This window comes from Priestia iocasae, from assembly GCF_016909075.1.
GTDB classification, from domain to species: Bacteria; Bacillota; Bacilli; order Bacillales; family Bacillaceae_H; genus Priestia; species Priestia iocasae.
On record NZ_JAFBFC010000003.1, the window covers coordinates 513,469 to 529,898 of the forward strand.

The 16,430-nt window shown below is 36.2% G+C and carries 19 protein-coding genes; 3 read left to right on the top strand and 16 right to left on the bottom strand.

The features are described from left to right. Genes bshA through JOC83_RS10810 form a run of 5 tightly spaced genes read right to left on the bottom strand, consistent with a single transcriptional unit; the run spans position 1 to position 3,430 of the window. Positions 1-1,131 (bottom strand): N-acetyl-alpha-D-glucosaminyl L-malate synthase BshA, encoded by a 1,131-nt coding sequence (bshA, locus tag JOC83_RS10790; RefSeq protein WP_205186994.1) that lies wholly within the window; start codon positions 1,129-1,131, stop codon positions 1-3. Then, positions 1,128-1,844 (bottom strand): bacillithiol biosynthesis deacetylase BshB1, encoded by a 717-nt coding sequence (gene bshB1, locus JOC83_RS10795; protein WP_205187002.1) that lies wholly within the window; start codon positions 1,842-1,844, stop codon positions 1,128-1,130. Before bshB1 ends, bshA begins: the two co-directional genes overlap by 4 nt. A gap of 1 nt (position 1,845) precedes the next feature. Continuing rightward, positions 1,846-2,253: a methylglyoxal synthase gene (gene mgsA / locus JOC83_RS10800; RefSeq protein WP_205187011.1), complete on the bottom strand. Its 408-nt coding sequence runs from the start codon at positions 2,251-2,253 to the stop codon at positions 1,846-1,848. Between the two features lie 27 nt (positions 2,254-2,280). Further along, entirely contained in the window at positions 2,281-3,081 is an 801-nt protein-coding gene (gene dapB, locus JOC83_RS10805; protein WP_205187013.1) for a 4-hydroxy-tetrahydrodipicolinate reductase, read from the bottom strand. Between the two features lie 13 nt (positions 3,082-3,094). Then, on the bottom strand, positions 3,095-3,430 hold the full coding sequence (locus JOC83_RS10810; RefSeq protein ID WP_205187015.1) for a nucleotide pyrophosphohydrolase: 336 nt from the start codon (positions 3,428-3,430) through the stop codon (positions 3,095-3,097). A gap of 234 nt (positions 3,431-3,664) precedes the next feature. On the opposite strand from JOC83_RS10810, the gene JOC83_RS10815 reads away from it, so the two are divergent. Further along, positions 3,665-4,537 carry a YitT family protein gene (locus tag JOC83_RS10815; protein ID WP_205187023.1) on the top strand — a complete coding sequence of 291 codons (873 nt, stop codon included), beginning with the start codon at positions 3,665-3,667 and terminating at the stop codon, positions 4,535-4,537. 59 nt (positions 4,538-4,596) lie between these two features. Here the strand turns inward: JOC83_RS10815 and JOC83_RS10820 are convergent, their stop codons facing one another. The 5 genes from JOC83_RS10820 to JOC83_RS10840 all read right to left on the bottom strand — a co-directional run bounded on the left by JOC83_RS10820 (position 4,597) and on the right by JOC83_RS10840 (position 8,463). Continuing rightward, the gene (locus JOC83_RS10820; protein WP_338038900.1) at positions 4,597-5,058 is read right to left on the bottom strand and encodes a PCYCGC motif-containing (lipo)protein; all 462 of its coding nucleotides are present in this window, start codon (positions 5,056-5,058) and stop codon (positions 4,597-4,599) included. A gap of 145 nt (positions 5,059-5,203) precedes the next feature. Beyond that, complete coding sequence (locus tag JOC83_RS10825) at positions 5,204-5,881, bottom strand: zinc metallopeptidase (RefSeq protein WP_205187025.1); 678 nt, start codon at positions 5,879-5,881, stop codon at positions 5,204-5,206. Between the two features lie 60 nt (positions 5,882-5,941). After that, positions 5,942-6,730 (bottom strand): sporulation protein YpjB, encoded by a 789-nt coding sequence (ypjB, locus tag JOC83_RS10830; RefSeq protein ID WP_205187027.1) that lies wholly within the window; start codon positions 6,728-6,730, stop codon positions 5,942-5,944. 76 nt (positions 6,731-6,806) lie between these two features. Further along, on the bottom strand, positions 6,807-7,811 hold the full coding sequence (locus JOC83_RS10835; RefSeq protein WP_205187029.1) for a CAP domain-containing protein: 1,005 nt from the start codon (positions 7,809-7,811) through the stop codon (positions 6,807-6,809). Between the two features lie 232 nt (positions 7,812-8,043). Continuing rightward, entirely contained in the window at positions 8,044-8,463 is a 420-nt protein-coding gene (locus JOC83_RS10840) for a CBS domain-containing protein (RefSeq protein ID WP_205187030.1), read from the bottom strand. 234 nt (positions 8,464-8,697) lie between these two features. Here JOC83_RS10840 and JOC83_RS10845 point away from each other — a divergent pair, with 234 nt between their 5' ends. Together JOC83_RS10845 and ytvI are read left to right on the top strand one after the other, a co-directional pair. Beyond that, on the top strand, positions 8,698-9,057 hold the full coding sequence (locus JOC83_RS10845; RefSeq protein WP_205187033.1) for a YugN family protein: 360 nt from the start codon (positions 8,698-8,700) through the stop codon (positions 9,055-9,057). 236 nt (positions 9,058-9,293) lie between these two features. Continuing rightward, on the top strand, positions 9,294-10,352 hold the full coding sequence (ytvI, locus tag JOC83_RS10850) for a sporulation integral membrane protein YtvI (RefSeq protein WP_205187040.1): 1,059 nt from the start codon (positions 9,294-9,296) through the stop codon (positions 10,350-10,352). Between the two features lie 115 nt (positions 10,353-10,467). Here the strand turns inward: ytvI and JOC83_RS10855 are convergent, their stop codons facing one another. The 6 genes from JOC83_RS10855 to ctaD all read right to left on the bottom strand — a co-directional run bounded on the left by JOC83_RS10855 (position 10,468) and on the right by ctaD (position 16,402). Further along, positions 10,468-11,640 (bottom strand): GNAT family N-acetyltransferase, encoded by a 1,173-nt coding sequence (locus JOC83_RS10855; protein WP_205187042.1) that lies wholly within the window; start codon positions 11,638-11,640, stop codon positions 10,468-10,470. A 104-nt stretch (positions 11,641-11,744) separates the two neighbouring features. Further along, positions 11,745-12,209, bottom strand: a complete 465-nt coding sequence (locus tag JOC83_RS10860; protein WP_205187044.1) for a DUF420 domain-containing protein — start codon at positions 12,207-12,209, stop codon at positions 11,745-11,747. Between the two features lie 76 nt (positions 12,210-12,285). Then, positions 12,286-13,197: a cytochrome c oxidase assembly factor CtaG gene (ctaG, locus tag JOC83_RS10865; RefSeq protein ID WP_239583458.1), complete on the bottom strand. Its 912-nt coding sequence runs from the start codon at positions 13,195-13,197 to the stop codon at positions 12,286-12,288. A 376-nt stretch (positions 13,198-13,573) separates the two neighbouring features. Further along, positions 13,574-13,909, bottom strand: a complete 336-nt coding sequence (gene ctaF, locus JOC83_RS10870) for a cytochrome c oxidase subunit IVB (RefSeq protein WP_205187046.1) — start codon at positions 13,907-13,909, stop codon at positions 13,574-13,576. A gap of 4 nt (positions 13,910-13,913) precedes the next feature. Next, the gene (gene ctaE, locus JOC83_RS10875) at positions 13,914-14,534 is read right to left on the bottom strand and encodes a cytochrome c oxidase subunit III (RefSeq protein WP_205187050.1); all 621 of its coding nucleotides are present in this window, start codon (positions 14,532-14,534) and stop codon (positions 13,914-13,916) included. Next, complete coding sequence (ctaD, locus tag JOC83_RS10880) at positions 14,534-16,402, bottom strand: cytochrome c oxidase subunit I (protein WP_205187051.1); 1,869 nt, start codon at positions 16,400-16,402, stop codon at positions 14,534-14,536. The genes ctaE and ctaD overlap by 1 nt, the downstream gene beginning before the upstream one ends. Between the last annotated feature and the right edge of the window lie 28 nt (positions 16,403-16,430).

Genomic DNA, 16,430 nt, shown 5'->3' on the forward strand with positions numbered 1-16,430 from the left:
TTACGATGACTCCATAATGCGGTAATATAATTGTTCGTATTCATTAACGATTGTTGTTGAATGGAATCGTTCATTTACTGCGGCTAAGGCTTTTGAGACCATTGTTTGATAGCTTTGTTGGCTAGTTAATAAATGAACCGCTCTTTGAGCAATTGACTCAATATCACCTAACTCACAAATAAAGCCTGTCTCTCCATCTTCAATCACCTCAGGAATTCCTCCAATGTTTGTACCAATGCAAGGAACTCCACAAGCCATCGCTTCTAACAATACTAGGCCAAAACTTTCTTTTTCAGATAATAGTAATTTCAAATCACTTATTGAATAAAGCTCTTCAATATTTTCCTGTTTCCCAAGGAATAATACTTTCTCTTTCAAGCCAAGTTTTGTCACCAACTGACAAATGACCGACATCTCCGGCCCATCACCTACTAGCAGTAATTTAGCTGGAACTTTCTCTTGAATAAGATGAAAAGATTTGACAACATCTTGAACTCGTTTGACTTGTCTGAAATTCGATACATGAATGACAACTTTCTCATGAGGAGCAATGCCATATTCTTTCTTTAAATGAGAAGCGTCTTGCTTTTTATACACACGCTCATCAATAAAATTATATACTGTCTCAATTTGCTTATTTGGCCTTACTAGATCATACGTCTGTTCAACTAATGCCTTTGATACAGCTGTCACAGCATCTGATTTTTCAATCCCAAACTTAATTAAGTCTTTTAGCGAAGAGTCATATCCTAAAACAGTAATATCCGTACCGTGAAGAGTTGTAACAATTTTCAATTGTTCCCCTACCATTTGCTTTGCCAAGTATGCGCACACAGCATGAGGAATTGCATAGTGAGCATGAATAATATCTAACTTTTCTCGTTTAGCAACTTCTGCAATTTTTGTGGATAATGCAAGATCGTAAGGAGGGTATTTGAACACCGAATATTGATTTACTTCTACTTCGTGGAAGTAAATATTAGGGTAAACTTTATTCAAGCGAAAAGGCATACTAGAAGAAATAAAATGAATTTCATGTCCTTTTTCTGCAAGTAGTTTTCCTAGCTCAGTGGCAACAACCCCTGAGCCACCTACTGAGGGATAGCACGTAATTCCAATCTTTAATTTCATTGTGTCCCTCCTACTAAATCACGGTCTATAAGCAGTGGCTTTTTAGATAGAAAACCCTCTGCATATAAAACGCCAACTTCTTTTCCCATTAACCGATCGCGACTTTCTACTGTTTCAACGTATCCATTTACGAGGGGAGTGTTATAGCTATCAGTCGTTTTAGTAAATTGACTCTTATAAGCCAATAAGCTATCGCGCTTTTTAGAAAACGTATTTGATATATCAATGACAAAATGAGGTTTATGAAACCCGTTAATCATGTAAAAATAAAGCGAAGATACGCGATGAGCATCTAGCTGATTAGGGTCAACATATTTTTTTACACCTGATGAGAAAACCGCTTCTTCTACTAATCGTGCGCAATTTCCGTGGTCAGGATGACGGTCTTCAAAGTAAGGAGCAAAGACAAGCGTTGGTTGATACTTACGTATAACAGAAACAATTTCTTGTATATACTCTTCTTTCATATATAAACCTCTATCAGGCATGTGTAAATGGATACGTTCGTGAATACCTAAAAGAGAAGAAGCGATTCTTGCTTCCTCTTTTCGAATTTCGACCGTTCCATTTGAAGAAAGCTCTGCATGAGTTAAGTCGCAAACCACAACATTTAATCCTTGCTCTACAAATTTAGCAATAGATCCGCCCATGCCAATTTCAACATCATCAGCATGAGCTCCAATTGCTAATACATCTATTTTACTATTTATCATGTTATTCACCTTGCTGTTTTAGAATAGAACGCCACTTCAAGTCCCCTCGTTCAAGTCCGTGAATGAACAGTTCAGCTGATCCCATATTCGTGGCAAGTGGAATCGCATATACATCGCACAAGCGCATTAAAGCTGATACATCCGGTTCATGAGGCTGTGCCGTTAGCGGATCACGGAAGAAAATAACCATGTCCATGTTATTTTGAGCAATCATGGCTCCTATTTCTTGGTCTCCACCAAGTGGACCTGACTGAAACCTTTGAATCTTCAATCCTGTTGCTTCCATAATCTTTGTACCTGTTGTGCCAGTCGCAAACAATGTATGCTTTTGCAATACGTATTTATAAGCAACAGCAAATTGAACCATATCATTCTTCTTTTTATCATGTGCAATTAGTGCTACATTCATTTTCCCTTCCCCTTTTCCACTCATTGTTTACTCAATAATGTTTTCTAAACCATAAACAAGTACATCAATCTTCATAACTGTCTCAACTGATAATTTAACCCCAGACATGAAAGAAGCACGATTATAAGAATCATGACGAATTTTTAATGATTCACCAAATCCACCGAATAACACCTCTTGATGTGCAATCAATCCTGGAAGACGCACACTATGAAGGTGAATCCCATCATATGTTGCCCCTCTTGCGCCTATTAAAATTTCTTTTTCTTCAGGATGACCTTGTTTTTTTGTTTCACGCACTTCGCTAATTAACTCAGCTGTTTTTAATCCTGTACCAGAAGGTGCATCTAGCTTATTATCATGATGAAGCTCAATAATTTCTACATCGCTAAAATACTTGGCAGCCATTTGAGAAAATTTCATCATTAGTATTGCTCCAATAGCAAAGTTCGGGGCAATAATACACCCAATTCCTTTTTCTGAAGACAACTGTTTTAATTCTTGAAGATCTTCCTCTGAGAAACCTGTCGTACCAACTACTGGTCGAACACCATATTCTAACGCTTTTTTCGTATGTACTCGTCCAATTTCTGGAGTCGTTAAATCAACTAAAACATCTGCTTTTACTTCTTTTAAGCACTTTTCAATATCAGTATAAATTGGAGCTTGCAGCTTAGGTAAGCCTTCTATCTCACTTATGTATTTCCCTTCATGGATACGATCGACTGCTGCTACAAGTTCAAAGTGCTCCGTATCCGCAATTAAACGTAACGCTTCGATGCCCATTCTTCCTCTTGGTCCTGCTAAAATAACGCGAATTGTGTTCATTCTTCTTCTCTCCTTATTCCTTGTTATCAATTCTTGTCCAACGATCTTTATCACGTGTATTAAATTTCTCCATCACACGATCATGTGCTTCTTCTAAGTCAATATTTAATGAGTTAGCAAAACAGATTAATACGAACAACATATCTCCCATTTCTTCTTCAATCGTTCGCTCTCCTTCACTGTTTTTCTTTGGCTTTTCACCATAATAGTGATTAATCTCTCTTGATAATTCACCTAACTCCTCTGTCATCCGAGCTAACATTGCAAGTGGGCTAAAATAACCTTCCTTAAATTGACCAATGTAGCCATCCACTTCTTTTTGCATTTCTTGCATTGTTTTCTTTTCCATCTGTTCCACCTCAACTCTAGTTTACTCGCCTCATTATGACACATTTCTTATCCTTCACGTATATTCTCTTTACATGTTAGCTAAACAATGGCTTTTTGACAAACAATTGGTTTAGAAGCAGGGTTCATAGTAAAAAATGCAATTATATCAATTCAGAAATTTGAGTATTTACGAATGAACCTCGCATCTACTATTATTATGTAGAGCTCATATAATACTCATCAGGAGGTCCGTATGTTTAATGGTTTAAGAATACCTAACATCTTGTTTATCTTATTAGGGTCCGCTATCTTTGGATTTGGTCTTGTTAATTTTAACATGCAAAATAACTTAGCTGAAGGTGGATTTACCGGTATTACACTTCTTTTGTTTTTCTTATATGAAATTGATCCATCCTACACCAATTTACTATTAAACATTCCCCTGTTTTTCATCGGATGGAAATTATTAGGAAGAACCTCTTTTTTCTATACGATGATTGGGGTTATTAGTTTATCTGTGTTTCTTTGGATTTTTCAACGCTTTCCTGTTGATATGCCACTAAAAGAAGATATGACGCTTGCAGCATTGTTTGCAGGAGTGTTTATTGGCGTAGGGCTAGGTATCATTTTCCGCTATGGAGGGACGACAGGAGGCGTAGACATTATTGCCCGACTTGTTCAGAAATATGTAGGATGGAATATGGGGAAAACCATGTTTTTATTTGATTTTGTCGTGATTACGGTCTCACTTATTTTCTACCTTACTTATACTGAAGCTATGTATACACTCGTCGCTGTGTTTGTTGCAGCGAAAGTCATTGATTTTATGCAAGAAGGAGCTTATGCAGCAAAAGGCGCAACCATTATTTCTTCTCATAATGAGCAAATTGCACAAAAGATTAATGAACAGATGGATAGAGGAGTAACCTTTTTAAAAGGACAAGGCTCTTATTCTAAACAAGAATTGAACGTATTGTATTGTGTAGTAAGTAAGAATGAAATCTTCCGTCTCAAACAAGTCATTACGTCCATTGATCCCCATGCATTTGTTGCGGTCAGTGACGTTCATGATGTGCTTGGAGAAGGCTTTACATTGGATGAAAATAAAAATCCACTTAATCGTTAAACTAAGGTTGTGTCAAACGGAGTAAATGCGCCCCGTTTGACACAGCCTGCCTCTTTTCGCTACGGCATAGGCGTAGGTGTAGGCTTTGCAAATCGCTTATATTTACGGTCGATATAATGACGAATGTCTTTAACTGCTTGGCCTTCATTGAACATCTTTATTGATTCATCAGCAATATCAAGACACAATCCACACTTTGTTGCATGATTATCCCACACAACTGCTCCATCTTCCTGGATTTCATAAATAAAGCAATCATAATTATCTTTATGATTAGCCATTTCTCCACAACCGCAATAGCAAGGAATATATGTAAGTAAGTGCTGATAATATACAGCTTGTTTGTATAGCTCTTTTATTCGTGGTGACTGTTCTTTTAGAAACGTTGGAAGTTGCTCTTTACTTGGTGTTTTCTCACGTATATCAGGTGTCACACGACAGTCGTGGTTACTATGCTGTTCAGCTACTACTATACTCCCGTTACTAAGTAACAGCATCATCACTAAAAGAATTCGAAACACAACATGCACTCCTTCTCAATTACTTCCTTTTTAGTGTGTCTTAACAACAAAAAAATAGCCGCTCTTCAATGATGAAGAGCGACTATTTTTGCGGTAAGTGAGATTAATTTAAAATCATCTGTTTCTCACTTCGCTTCTATTCCAATTAGTCTTCGTTATTCATACCTGTATAAATCAGAATAAGGCGAGCAAGCTCTAACACAGCTACAGCAGCTGCTGCTACATATGTTAAGGCTGCTGCGTTTAATACTTTACGTGTCTCACGTTCTTCATCGTTACGAATCACACCAACAGAGACCAATTGACTCATTGCTCGACTAGAAGCGTTAAATTCAACAGGCAATGTTACTACTTGGAATAGTACAGCTGCTGCCATAAATACAATTCCTAGCAATAAAAGATTGCTCATTGAAGCAAGTATACCTACTAAGATGAGAATCCAAGAAATGTTTGATCCAAAGCTTGCCACTGGAACTAACGCATGTCTAAAGCGTAAGAATGCATATCCTTCTGCATCTTGAATTGCATGCCCTACTTCATGAGCAGCAACCGCAGCACCTGCTACTGATGTTCCATAGTAGTTTTCTTCTGAAAGGCGAATTACTTTTGAACGAGGATCGTAATGATCCGTTAACATTCCTCTAATTGGCTCAACTTGTACATTGTGTAGACCATTATCATTTAAAATCTGTCTTGCCACCTCTGCACCAGTCATTCCAGAAGAACTTGCTACTTTTGAGTACTTCTTGTATGCACCTTTTACTTTAAACTGTGCCCACAAAGGTACTAGAATGATGATCAGAAAGTAAACCAAAAAACCCATTTACATAGCCTCCAGTAGTTGTTTTATTGCTTTTATTTTAGACAACAGAAGCTTGTCATGTCAATCATTAAGCTCCCGTTGCGATGTTTGCTTCTTTTTATCTGCATTATATTTTCGAAATCCCACGTAAGACAACGTTAAAATGATAATGCTTCCAGTTGTAATCATCACCCATATTAACGAAGGATCTGCTTCATCTTCTTTCATTTTTGTAAATAGGTCACGCAGATCCAATTCCATCTGCTGCATTTGTTGCGCATGATAATGATCATTCATAACTAACTGTTTATATTCACCTAAAACACTTAAATGTGAATCGACCCTTTGAATATATTCTGGTCTAATGTCGACTTGGGCACTCGGTAAAATCATGTCATATTTATTTAAAAAGTCATGAAACTGTTCTTCGAAATATTCACTTTCTCCTCGTTCAAGGGTCTCTTTCATATGACTGAACGAAGTCATAATGCTGTCTTCCATTTCAGTCCACATAGGTTGATGCTCGCTTTGTAGTGCATCAACTAGCAAGCGAAATTGAATCGCTTTTTGCACACGTCCTTCAATACTAGATGATGGAGATTCAATTGATCGAATTACCTGTTCATGACAAATCGTTAAAATGCGCAAATCTTCTACAGACATATTGAGAGACGTTATATCAAAACGGGCAAATTGGTCCGAGAATTGTTCTAATACTTTTTTCGCTTCTTCATTTCTCTCTTGCTGCACTAGTGATAAAATCTCATCTGATAGACGGTTCAATTCATTCCATTCTTCATTTGTAGCTAACGTGACGTGTTGAAATGAAAAGAAAAAGAGCATAGCTATCACTAACATTCTGACTTTCATCCTTGTCCCTCCTCTAGGTAATAGTACAACCTATGAAGAGATGGACAAGAGTAGACCAGTTATTTTATGAAGAGCATTACATACCTATTTCAATAAAATTTTGCGTATAATATTTTTCATACACACCGACACCTAAGCTGGTAAAGTCTTTATTCAGTAATGCTTTTCGATGCCCCTCACTGTTTAACCATCCCTCTACAGCAGCAATCCCATCTTGATATTGTGAAGCAATGTTTTCTCCCGCTGATAGAAACTGAACGTTACCCTTTTTTAATCGATCTCCTAAATCCCCCTTTGTTGGAGACACATGTGAAAAGTATTGATTATCACTCATATCTTTACTATGCCCATATGCTACACTCGATACTTCTTCATGCCATGTCAACAAATCTAAATGATGTCGTTTCCGAATGACATTTGTAATATCAAGAATTTGTTGAGCAGTTCCTTTTTCTATTTGACTCCATTCCTCTTTCGATAAAGGGGGGGTATCATATAAAGAACCTCGGTATGTTAATGAATATGGACGCTGCTTAATAAGCGTTTCTTCATTCATCACCCTAATACTTGACACGGTGCCTAAGAAATCATCGAAATAGAGCTGAACGAATACATCGTCATACTTTAAAAGAGGTCTCGTCTTTACATCTTCATCAGATAACTCAAATTTATAGAAGTCTCCTTCGTAAGAAAATTCAACCTCTTTTTGTAACGAAAATTCACTCATTAGTTCTTTTCGATCTGCTCCAATGACAAAAGGAGTTGTATTCATATGTTGACCAATTGCGTATACGGTTACAATTTCGTTCTCTAATACTCCAATTTGAAAATAGGCTTCAGGACTCTCATGATAAACCCACCAATCATATCCATAAGCGGATGGGTCAATTCTTGTAGGTTCACCAAACAGACCTATTATCTCTTCAGGACTTTTCCCTACTAACGAAACAATATTTTCATTATCTCCTTTTACTGATAATGCTTCTTCACTTTGTAATTCATTAGAAGGTGGCTTTACTTCACTTGGTTCTGTATGATATAAATCAGGTAAATAATCCCCGATATAAATAAACATCAACATAAATACGACTAAAAATAACAGCTTTTTCAGTTGTGACTCAACTCCTTGTTCGCTACTTATTAACTTTTTAACACGTTCGTACCTTTATTATACACACTATGTTATGAAAATTTCTAATAATCCACTATCTAAAAGCGGTTCAATACAAGAAATAAAAAGAGGCTGCCTTTCAAAAAGCGCAAAAATGCTCTTTCTAAGGCAACCACTCGAACTGTATTGTTTGTTCTTACCTTTAATGAAGATGCTCTGAAATTTCAGTTAAAGCTACTCCTGCACGTTCATCTGATAAATGATTTGTTGATAAATCGCCTAAAGAAACAATGCCAACAAGCTGTCCATTTTCAACAACGGGTAATCGACGAATTTGATTTTCAGCCATGAGTTGGCTAGCTTCTTCAATTGATGTATCAGTGGATACCGTCACTAGCTCACTACTCATGACATCCGTTACTCTGCTAGAATTGGCCTTCTTCTCTGCAACTCCACGCACCACAATATCACGATCAGTAATCATTCCAATGAGATTCCCTTCTTCCACAATTGGAATGGAACCTACATCTAACTTCTTCATTTTATCAGCCACTTCAAATACATTATCTTTTGTTGTACAAACTTCAACATTTGTTGTCATTACGTCTCGAACTGTTTGCATGCTATTTCATCCTTTCTGTTAACCGTAATCATGAAATGAAACGTATTTTCTTTTTCTATCTTAAATTGTTTTCACACTTGTTCATTTTTCACTTTGTCATTCACACCTATTTTCCAGTTATGATGACACATTTTTATCTATTTATACGTAAATCGTTTACATGATTTCATTGCAACATTTATCCATTCGTACTATTATTAAAAAAGGGAGTATATGTTTAGGAGGTTTTACATAATGAAATTTGAAAACACAGGTGTTGAAGAGTTAAAAGTAGATCTAGTTCGCTTAGACTCAATTATGGAAGATCTAGGACTAGTTCGCGCAGGGCAATGGGATTATGAACGTGTAACATACGATCGTAAATTCGAGATTCAAAATGATGTATTTTACCTTCGCGTACAAGGATATGCGGTAGAAGGGGACATCGGAGGCCGTCATGCGGTTGTAAAATTAATGACTCCTTTACTTGGCAAGCATTATTATCCACATGGCGTAGAGTACGGTGAGGGCGAAAACTTCCCTTCTTCACTTGTTGACCAATCTAACAAAATCCTTTCTCAACTAAAGCAACAAGTGGAAGCGGTTAACTCTTAATACAAAGAACAAAGAGCTGCCTATAGCAAGGAGCTCTTTGTTCTTTTTTTTACCAACCAACACTACTATATCGGCTGTTCTCCTCCTCATTTTTTCCATTTAGAACCCTATGCTCTCTTAAAAAATCACCCTTAAAAATAAAATAATTTTATTCGTACGAAATTCTGTTATCCCACGTTAGAACATGCTAAAATTAAGGTAATGATGTATGTTTGTTCGGAGAAAGGAGCACCAAATTGGCCACTGTTTTATCAAAACGCTTTATCATTATTTCATTCGTTATATTTCTACTAGCTCTACTTGCTTTTTACATTCTACCTTTATCTGTACCATTAATTGTTGCATTTATTACAGCTCTTTTTTTAGAACCTGCTGTTCGATTGCTACAAGAACGCTTTTCATTTAAAAGACAATTAGCTGTTTTGACTACATTTTTGATCTTCTTACTTTTACTAGGTTTATGCGCCTATTTTATCTCAACCAAAGTAATTACAGAAGTTGTGCAAGTCGCTCAAAACACACCCATGTATATTAATGAAATTAACAACCTCTGGTTACAAATGAAGATCAACCTAACACATGCAGCTCAAAACCTTCCTCCCGGATTTGTAGATGAAGCAAGCAGACAAGTAGATGATTTTCTAAATAAAATACGTGTGGATTTAGCATCCTATTTAAACATTGAAAACGTCAAATCAATCATCACGAATATTCCGAATTTTCTAGTGAGTTTTCTTGTTTACTTAATTGCTCTGTTTTTGTTTATGATCGATTTACCTAAGTTAAAAGAAAAGTTTTACAGTCATTTAACTGAAAAAACAGCTGATAAAGTTCAATTTATGAGTTCTAGATTATCTCATGTTGTATTTGGTTTCTGCAAAGCACAATTTTTAGTAAGTGTTCTGATCTTTGTTGTAACACTGATTGGTTTATTTATTATTGCACCGGAAATTGCCTTGGTGATGTCATTTGTCATTTGGATTATCGACTTGATTCCTATTATTGGTTCTATCGTAATTTTAGCACCATGGTCATTGTTCCATTTAGCTGCAGGCAACGTTGCATTAGGTACTAAGTTAGCTATTTTAGCTGCTATCCTATTAATTATACGTCGTACAGTTGAGCCCAAAATTATGGGCAGTCATATTGGCTTATCTCCACTTTCAACATTAATTACGATGTTTTTAGGTTTAAAGCTTTTTGGAATTCTTGGATTCATCATTGGACCACTTACATTAATTGCATTCAACTCTGCTCGAGAAGCTGGAATTATTAAAACAAAGTTTAAAATATAAAAACCCATTTTAAATCGAGCAAACACCGCTCCATTTAAAATAGGTCATAAAAGTCCTTGCTTATTAACGTAAGCAAGGACTTTTTGTTTACTATTCTCTTTTTTATGATTTTACTTTAAAAGAAGTCTAAAAATGCTGTGTCTCTCTGTGTCATTAATTCTTTTAATAACTCAGTTTCTTCTTTTTCCCCTTGAATTCTACCTATTCTCACTAACTCGTCTACTCGCTTATACCCCATTAGTACACAAGTTAATGTTTGGATATCAAGTTGAATACCTCGTTTAGGTGGATGAGCACAACTACTTGCCTCATTCCCTTTCTGATAAAGTTTCACTTGTCCATTTTTAATCAGGTACGTTCCGTTGTTCCATTCAGCGTGAGCATCGTATAGATGTATGAATAATGGTTGTTCTATTTTCTTTAGTGGATACTGTAGCAAAAAGTTTTCCACATCGACGATTCTTCCCATAAAATAAGGATGCACATGTTGCTCAATTTGAGGATTTTGTAGCATATAAGCTAATAAATCATTAGCTGGGACAACAATTTCTACTTCTTCAATCATTGAGTCATGCTGACAAATAAAATTCCATAACGCTTTTGTTCCATCAATCTCTATTGCAATAAACTCTTCCACCTTCATTTTCTTATCTTTTATGCTATACATTAAATAGCCTAAAGGCTCATTCATCGAATTGAAATACATCACATAATGAATGCTTTTATCTTCTGCAAAAGACCTCCACCACTTTTGTGAGCGTTTTAACATTCCATTGTATTGCTTAGCATATAATTCGTAAATATGATTTAATTGCTCTGTATCTTGCTCAATACACGCGCGCTTTATGAAACCCGATGCTTGACTTAAAGGTGTAAGATCTTCCTTTTTTATTTGATATTTTTTCTGATCAGCGATAAGCTCCCAACCATATTTTCGATAAAAGCTAACTTTGAACGGATGAAGATACGAAATAAGTTGACCACACCTTTTCATTTCTTTTAAGCTATGAATCATTAATTTATTTACATATCCAAGCCGTCGGTACTCTGGCCAAGTTGCTACTCCTGCGATGCCCCCCATCTTTATCTCTTTTTTTTCAATAAACACACTGTGTGGAAATAGATGTAACTTAGATGCTAATCGATTATCTTCAAAGATCCCCCATACTTGATGATCATTGAACATATCTAGTCGTTGATTTTTTTCTTCTTTTGTTAATATATATTGAAATGCATATTGAGATAATTCTAACGATTGTATATAGTCGTCTTTTGTTAATAACCTCATATATTGACTACCTCCTTCAGTTCACTCCTTTTATTTATACATGCATTACGAAAATCCCTCTATTTCACAACTAAAAAAACAGCTATAGGCAAGCCTACAGCTGTTTAGAATCCTAATATTGCTTTAATAACAGAGGTTGTTTCTCCTCCACGGTAAAATACATATAACAGCAAATAAACAGCTACACCTGTAGTAGCAGTAAAAAACCAAATGATACTCGTAATTGGTCCAATTTTTTTATGTTTAATAAGCTGACTTTTATAGCCTGTTAGTAGCGTAACAATACCGAATACAGCACCTACTGTTGCTAAGAAGATATGAAACACTAAGAAAATTGTGTAGTAAATCTTAATATCATCTGGTCCACCAAATGCTGTATTCCCTACAAAGATAGTACGAGACGCATAAATCACAAAGAAAATAATTGCAAATATCGCTGCTACGAACATAGTTTTTTTATGCGCTTCAATCTTTCCTTTGCTTACAAGATACCAACCAATCGCAACTGTTATCGCACTGAGAACAATAAAGGTAGTACTAATAGTCGGTAAAATAGGTAACGAATTCATAGCTGCATCCTTTCTCTCTTCATCTACAATTACTTCCTCTCTACTGATAAATGGCTGTTAGAAAAACGGTCATTTATTATCGTAAAGGCGACGTGGGTGTAATTGTTTCTGATAGTTCTAGCTCATCATTTTGACGCTCTTTCTTCGCCCATTGGAAGAAAATATAACCTAAAATTGTTCCATATACAATTTCTTGAATGACTTTCATAATGACTCCCCCAAGTTGCTGGTCTTCAACTGGTGGTAACATATTAAACATTTCTGGCCCTATTGTACCCAAGGCTGCTAGCATACTTGGTGGCACACACAGAGCTAAAGCGTTTACCCACGCTTGAGGATCTGTATACGTAGCGTACAACGATGTGTCTGCAAAAATAATTAACGCACAAGCTGGAGTTAATAAAATACCGTCTGCGAAAATGTAGCCAATTTTCTTTACACCTGACAATGTTTGCTGCTCTGGTAGTTGATTCATTAATGGCCACCACATAAAGAAAGCTGTAAAAAACAAGATAAACGATACAATTGCGTGAAGCGTTGCATCCGTTTTCACAACATCAAAAATCAAAGGAATATGGTAAAACGAAAATGTGCCATTAAATACTAGAAGTGCAATCAAAGGTTTTGAAAAAAACGAAAAGAACGGTTTAATTACTTTATTGTTAATAACAGCTCGTGCTAGCCAATTCGGAATACCTAAAATAAGCAATGGTGGAATGGCTAAGTACACAATCGCCATTTGTGTCATATGAGCACTAAACATTAAATGGCCAAGTAAGTCAACTGGCCCTCCTTTAAACAAATAAAGCAATACCATACTAATCACAAAATAGGCCTTTGTCTTTGTATGTACTGGCTCACTTTCTGCAAAACGAGTACGCAATCGATGAATGATCACAAAATAGAAAACTGTAATAGCAGCGATTACTAAAAAGAAATAAGGACTCCAAAGTGCTTGAAAACCAAAAACTTGTAAATTACTAATCAACGAAACATCACCCCTAATTTAGCAGTGACCAGTTACTATTATTATACACGAAAAACTTTAAGCCTAGCAATGACACTACATATGAACATTTTGTTAACTCTACTCGTTCAACGACCATGACGGTAGAGAGGTCATGGTCATTGAGCGAGCTTTTATGAAAACACTAAAATAGAACGAACATCTTCAATAAAAAATGTCCCCATTTAGACAACTAAAAATGAGTACATCTAACGTTCATTTAACTGAACATCGAAAGAAAATAATAAAGTTTTAACGTTTACTTTTTCTTATAACATCATTACGTGAACTAAAATTTAAAAGCTTCTATCAAGCTGAAAAGAGCTAGCGGACAAACCGCTAGCTCTTTTCTTGGTTATTACCACCAAACGATTGTCAAAAATGCTAATACTGTTAGTAGACCAACAGCTAAGCCAGAATATAAGAACATGGCTGGCACATCATGACCTTTATGGTTCATATGCATAAAATAATAAAGTTGAAAAACAACCTGTACTACTGCAAGTAAGATAATGAACGGTACTGTAAACCAACCAGTAAAATCTTCATTATATACTGCAAAAAATGCTACAAGTGTTAAAAAGATCATCAGTGCAAATGAGATTACTTGATATCTCATGTCTTCAGCATTTTTCTTTTTTCGATAAGCTAAGTCTACTTTTGGGTTACGTGAACTTGATTGATTTGTCGCCATCAGATTATCCCACCATTCCCATTAAGTATACGACCGTAAAGATAAATACCCAAACTACGTCGATAAAGTGCCAATAAAGACTTGCTACATAAAACTTTGGAGCATTGTATAAACTTAAACCACGTCTAAAGTTACGAATGATAATTGTACCAATCCATAGTAAACCAAATGCTACGTGAGCTCCATGCGTTCCAACTAATGTATAAAAGGCAGATCCAAACGCACTACTTGTAAATTTGTGTCCAAGGTGAATGTAATGATTAAACTCATAAATCTCTAAGATTAAAAATGAAAACCCTAGCAACCATGTAATGATCATCCAAAGCTGCATTTTCTTAAAGTTGAAATTTTTCATATGATACATTGCATACACACTTGTTAATGAACTTGTTAAAAGTAACATTGTTGCCACAAAAACGAGTGTAATGTCAAACAACTCTTGTGTTGTCGGACCACCAGCTGTTGAATCTTTTAATGCTAGATACGTTGCAAAAAGTGATGCGAATAAAACCGTTTCTCCACCGAGGAAAAGCCAAAAACCTAGAAATTTATTTTTACCTTCAAGGGTTGCTTTTTCAGGCGATGCAGGAAACGTTTCAGGCGTTAGTTTCTGTTCAGCTGCCATTATGCATTCGCCCCCTTATCATCATCATTTAATATATCTTCTTTATGAATATGATAACCATGATCATCAATCCATGAACGGAAGAACATTGAAATAAATGTAATTGCTAAACCTGCAATACCAACCACATCACCCCAGCCATGATCATTGCGATACATGAATCCAAATGCGGCTACAAATAAGCCAACAGAAATCATAAATGGAATGAATGAACCGTTTGGCATATGAATGTCACCAACAGGTTCAGCTGGAGTCATTCCTTTTTTACCTTCCATTTTCTCTACCCATAAAGCATCTAACCCACGTACAAGTGGAGTTTGTTTAAAGTTATACTCTAATGGTGGTGATGCAACAGCCCACTCAAGTGTACGTCCATCTTCCCAAGCATCTCCAGCAGCTTTCTTTCCATTGATGCTTGTTTTTACTACGTTAATAAGAAGAACGATTGTAGCTACAGCCATGAATGCTGCACCAATTGAACTAATTAAGTTTCCTGTTTCTAATCCTTGCCCAGGCAAGAACTTCCAAATACGACGTGGCATTCCCATTAATCCTAAGAAATGCTGAATAAAGAATGTTAAATGGAAGCCGGTAAAGAATAACCAGAAGGTAACTTTACCAAGTGTTTCATCTAACATACGACCAAACATTTTTGGCCACCAGTACGTCACACCTGCTAACAGTGCAAATACTACCCCACCTACGATTACATAGTGGAAGTGAGCAACTACGAAATAAGAATCATGGAATTGATAATCCGCAGGAGCTGCTGCGTTCATAATTCCTGTTACCCCACCCATTACGAAAGATGGGATGAATGCTACAGCATATAACATTGGAACTGTAAACTTAATGCTACCGCCCCATAGTGTTAATAACCAGTTAAAGATTTTAATCCCTGTAGGAACAGCGATTGCCATTGTAGCTACAGCGAAAATGGCATTAGCAATTGGACCTAAACCAGTTGTAAACATGTGGTGAGCCCATACCATGAATCCTAGGAATCCAATTAATACTGTTGCGAATACCATTGAAGAATAACCGAACAGTCTTTTTCTTGAAAATGTTGATAAGATTTCAGAGAAAATACCGAACGCTGGAAGTACTAATATGTATACTTCAGGATGTCCGAAAATCCAGAATAAATGCTCCCATATAATTGTGTTACCACCCATTGTAGGGTCAAAGAAATTTGCACCAAATAAACGATCAAAAATCATTAAGAATAATCCTACCGTTAATGGTGGGAACGCAAATAGAATAAGAGCTGATGCTACAAATGTTGACCAAGTAAACAACGGCATACGCATGTAAGTCATACCAGGTGCACGCATATTAATAATTGTTACAAGGAAGTTGATACCACCAATTAATGTTCCTGCACCGGAAATCTGTAGTCCTAGTGCATAAAAGTCAATTCCATGACCAGGAGAAGCTAATGATAAAGATGCATAAGATGTCCATCCTGCATCAGGAGCTCCACCTAAAAACCAACTTAAGTTTAAGAAAATTCCACCTGCAAAGAATAACCAAAAACCTAATGAATTTAAGAATGGAAACGCAACGTCACGTGCTCCTATTTGCAGAGGTACAACCGCATTCATTAATGCAAATAAAAGCGGCATGGCTGCTAGGAAGATCATCGTCGTTCCGTGCATTGTTAAAATTTCATTATAAAGACCAGCACTAACAAAATCGTTATCTGGCACCGCAAGTTGAATACGAATAAATAAAGCCTCTATACCACCTACAAGGAAGAAAAATCCACCTGATATTAAATAAAGAATGGCAATTTTCTTATGGTCTACAGTTGTAAGGTAATCCCACAATGTAGCTCCAATGCCTTGTTTCTGAGATTGCGTACTCACGGCTTAACCTCCCTTTCTATAAATCTCG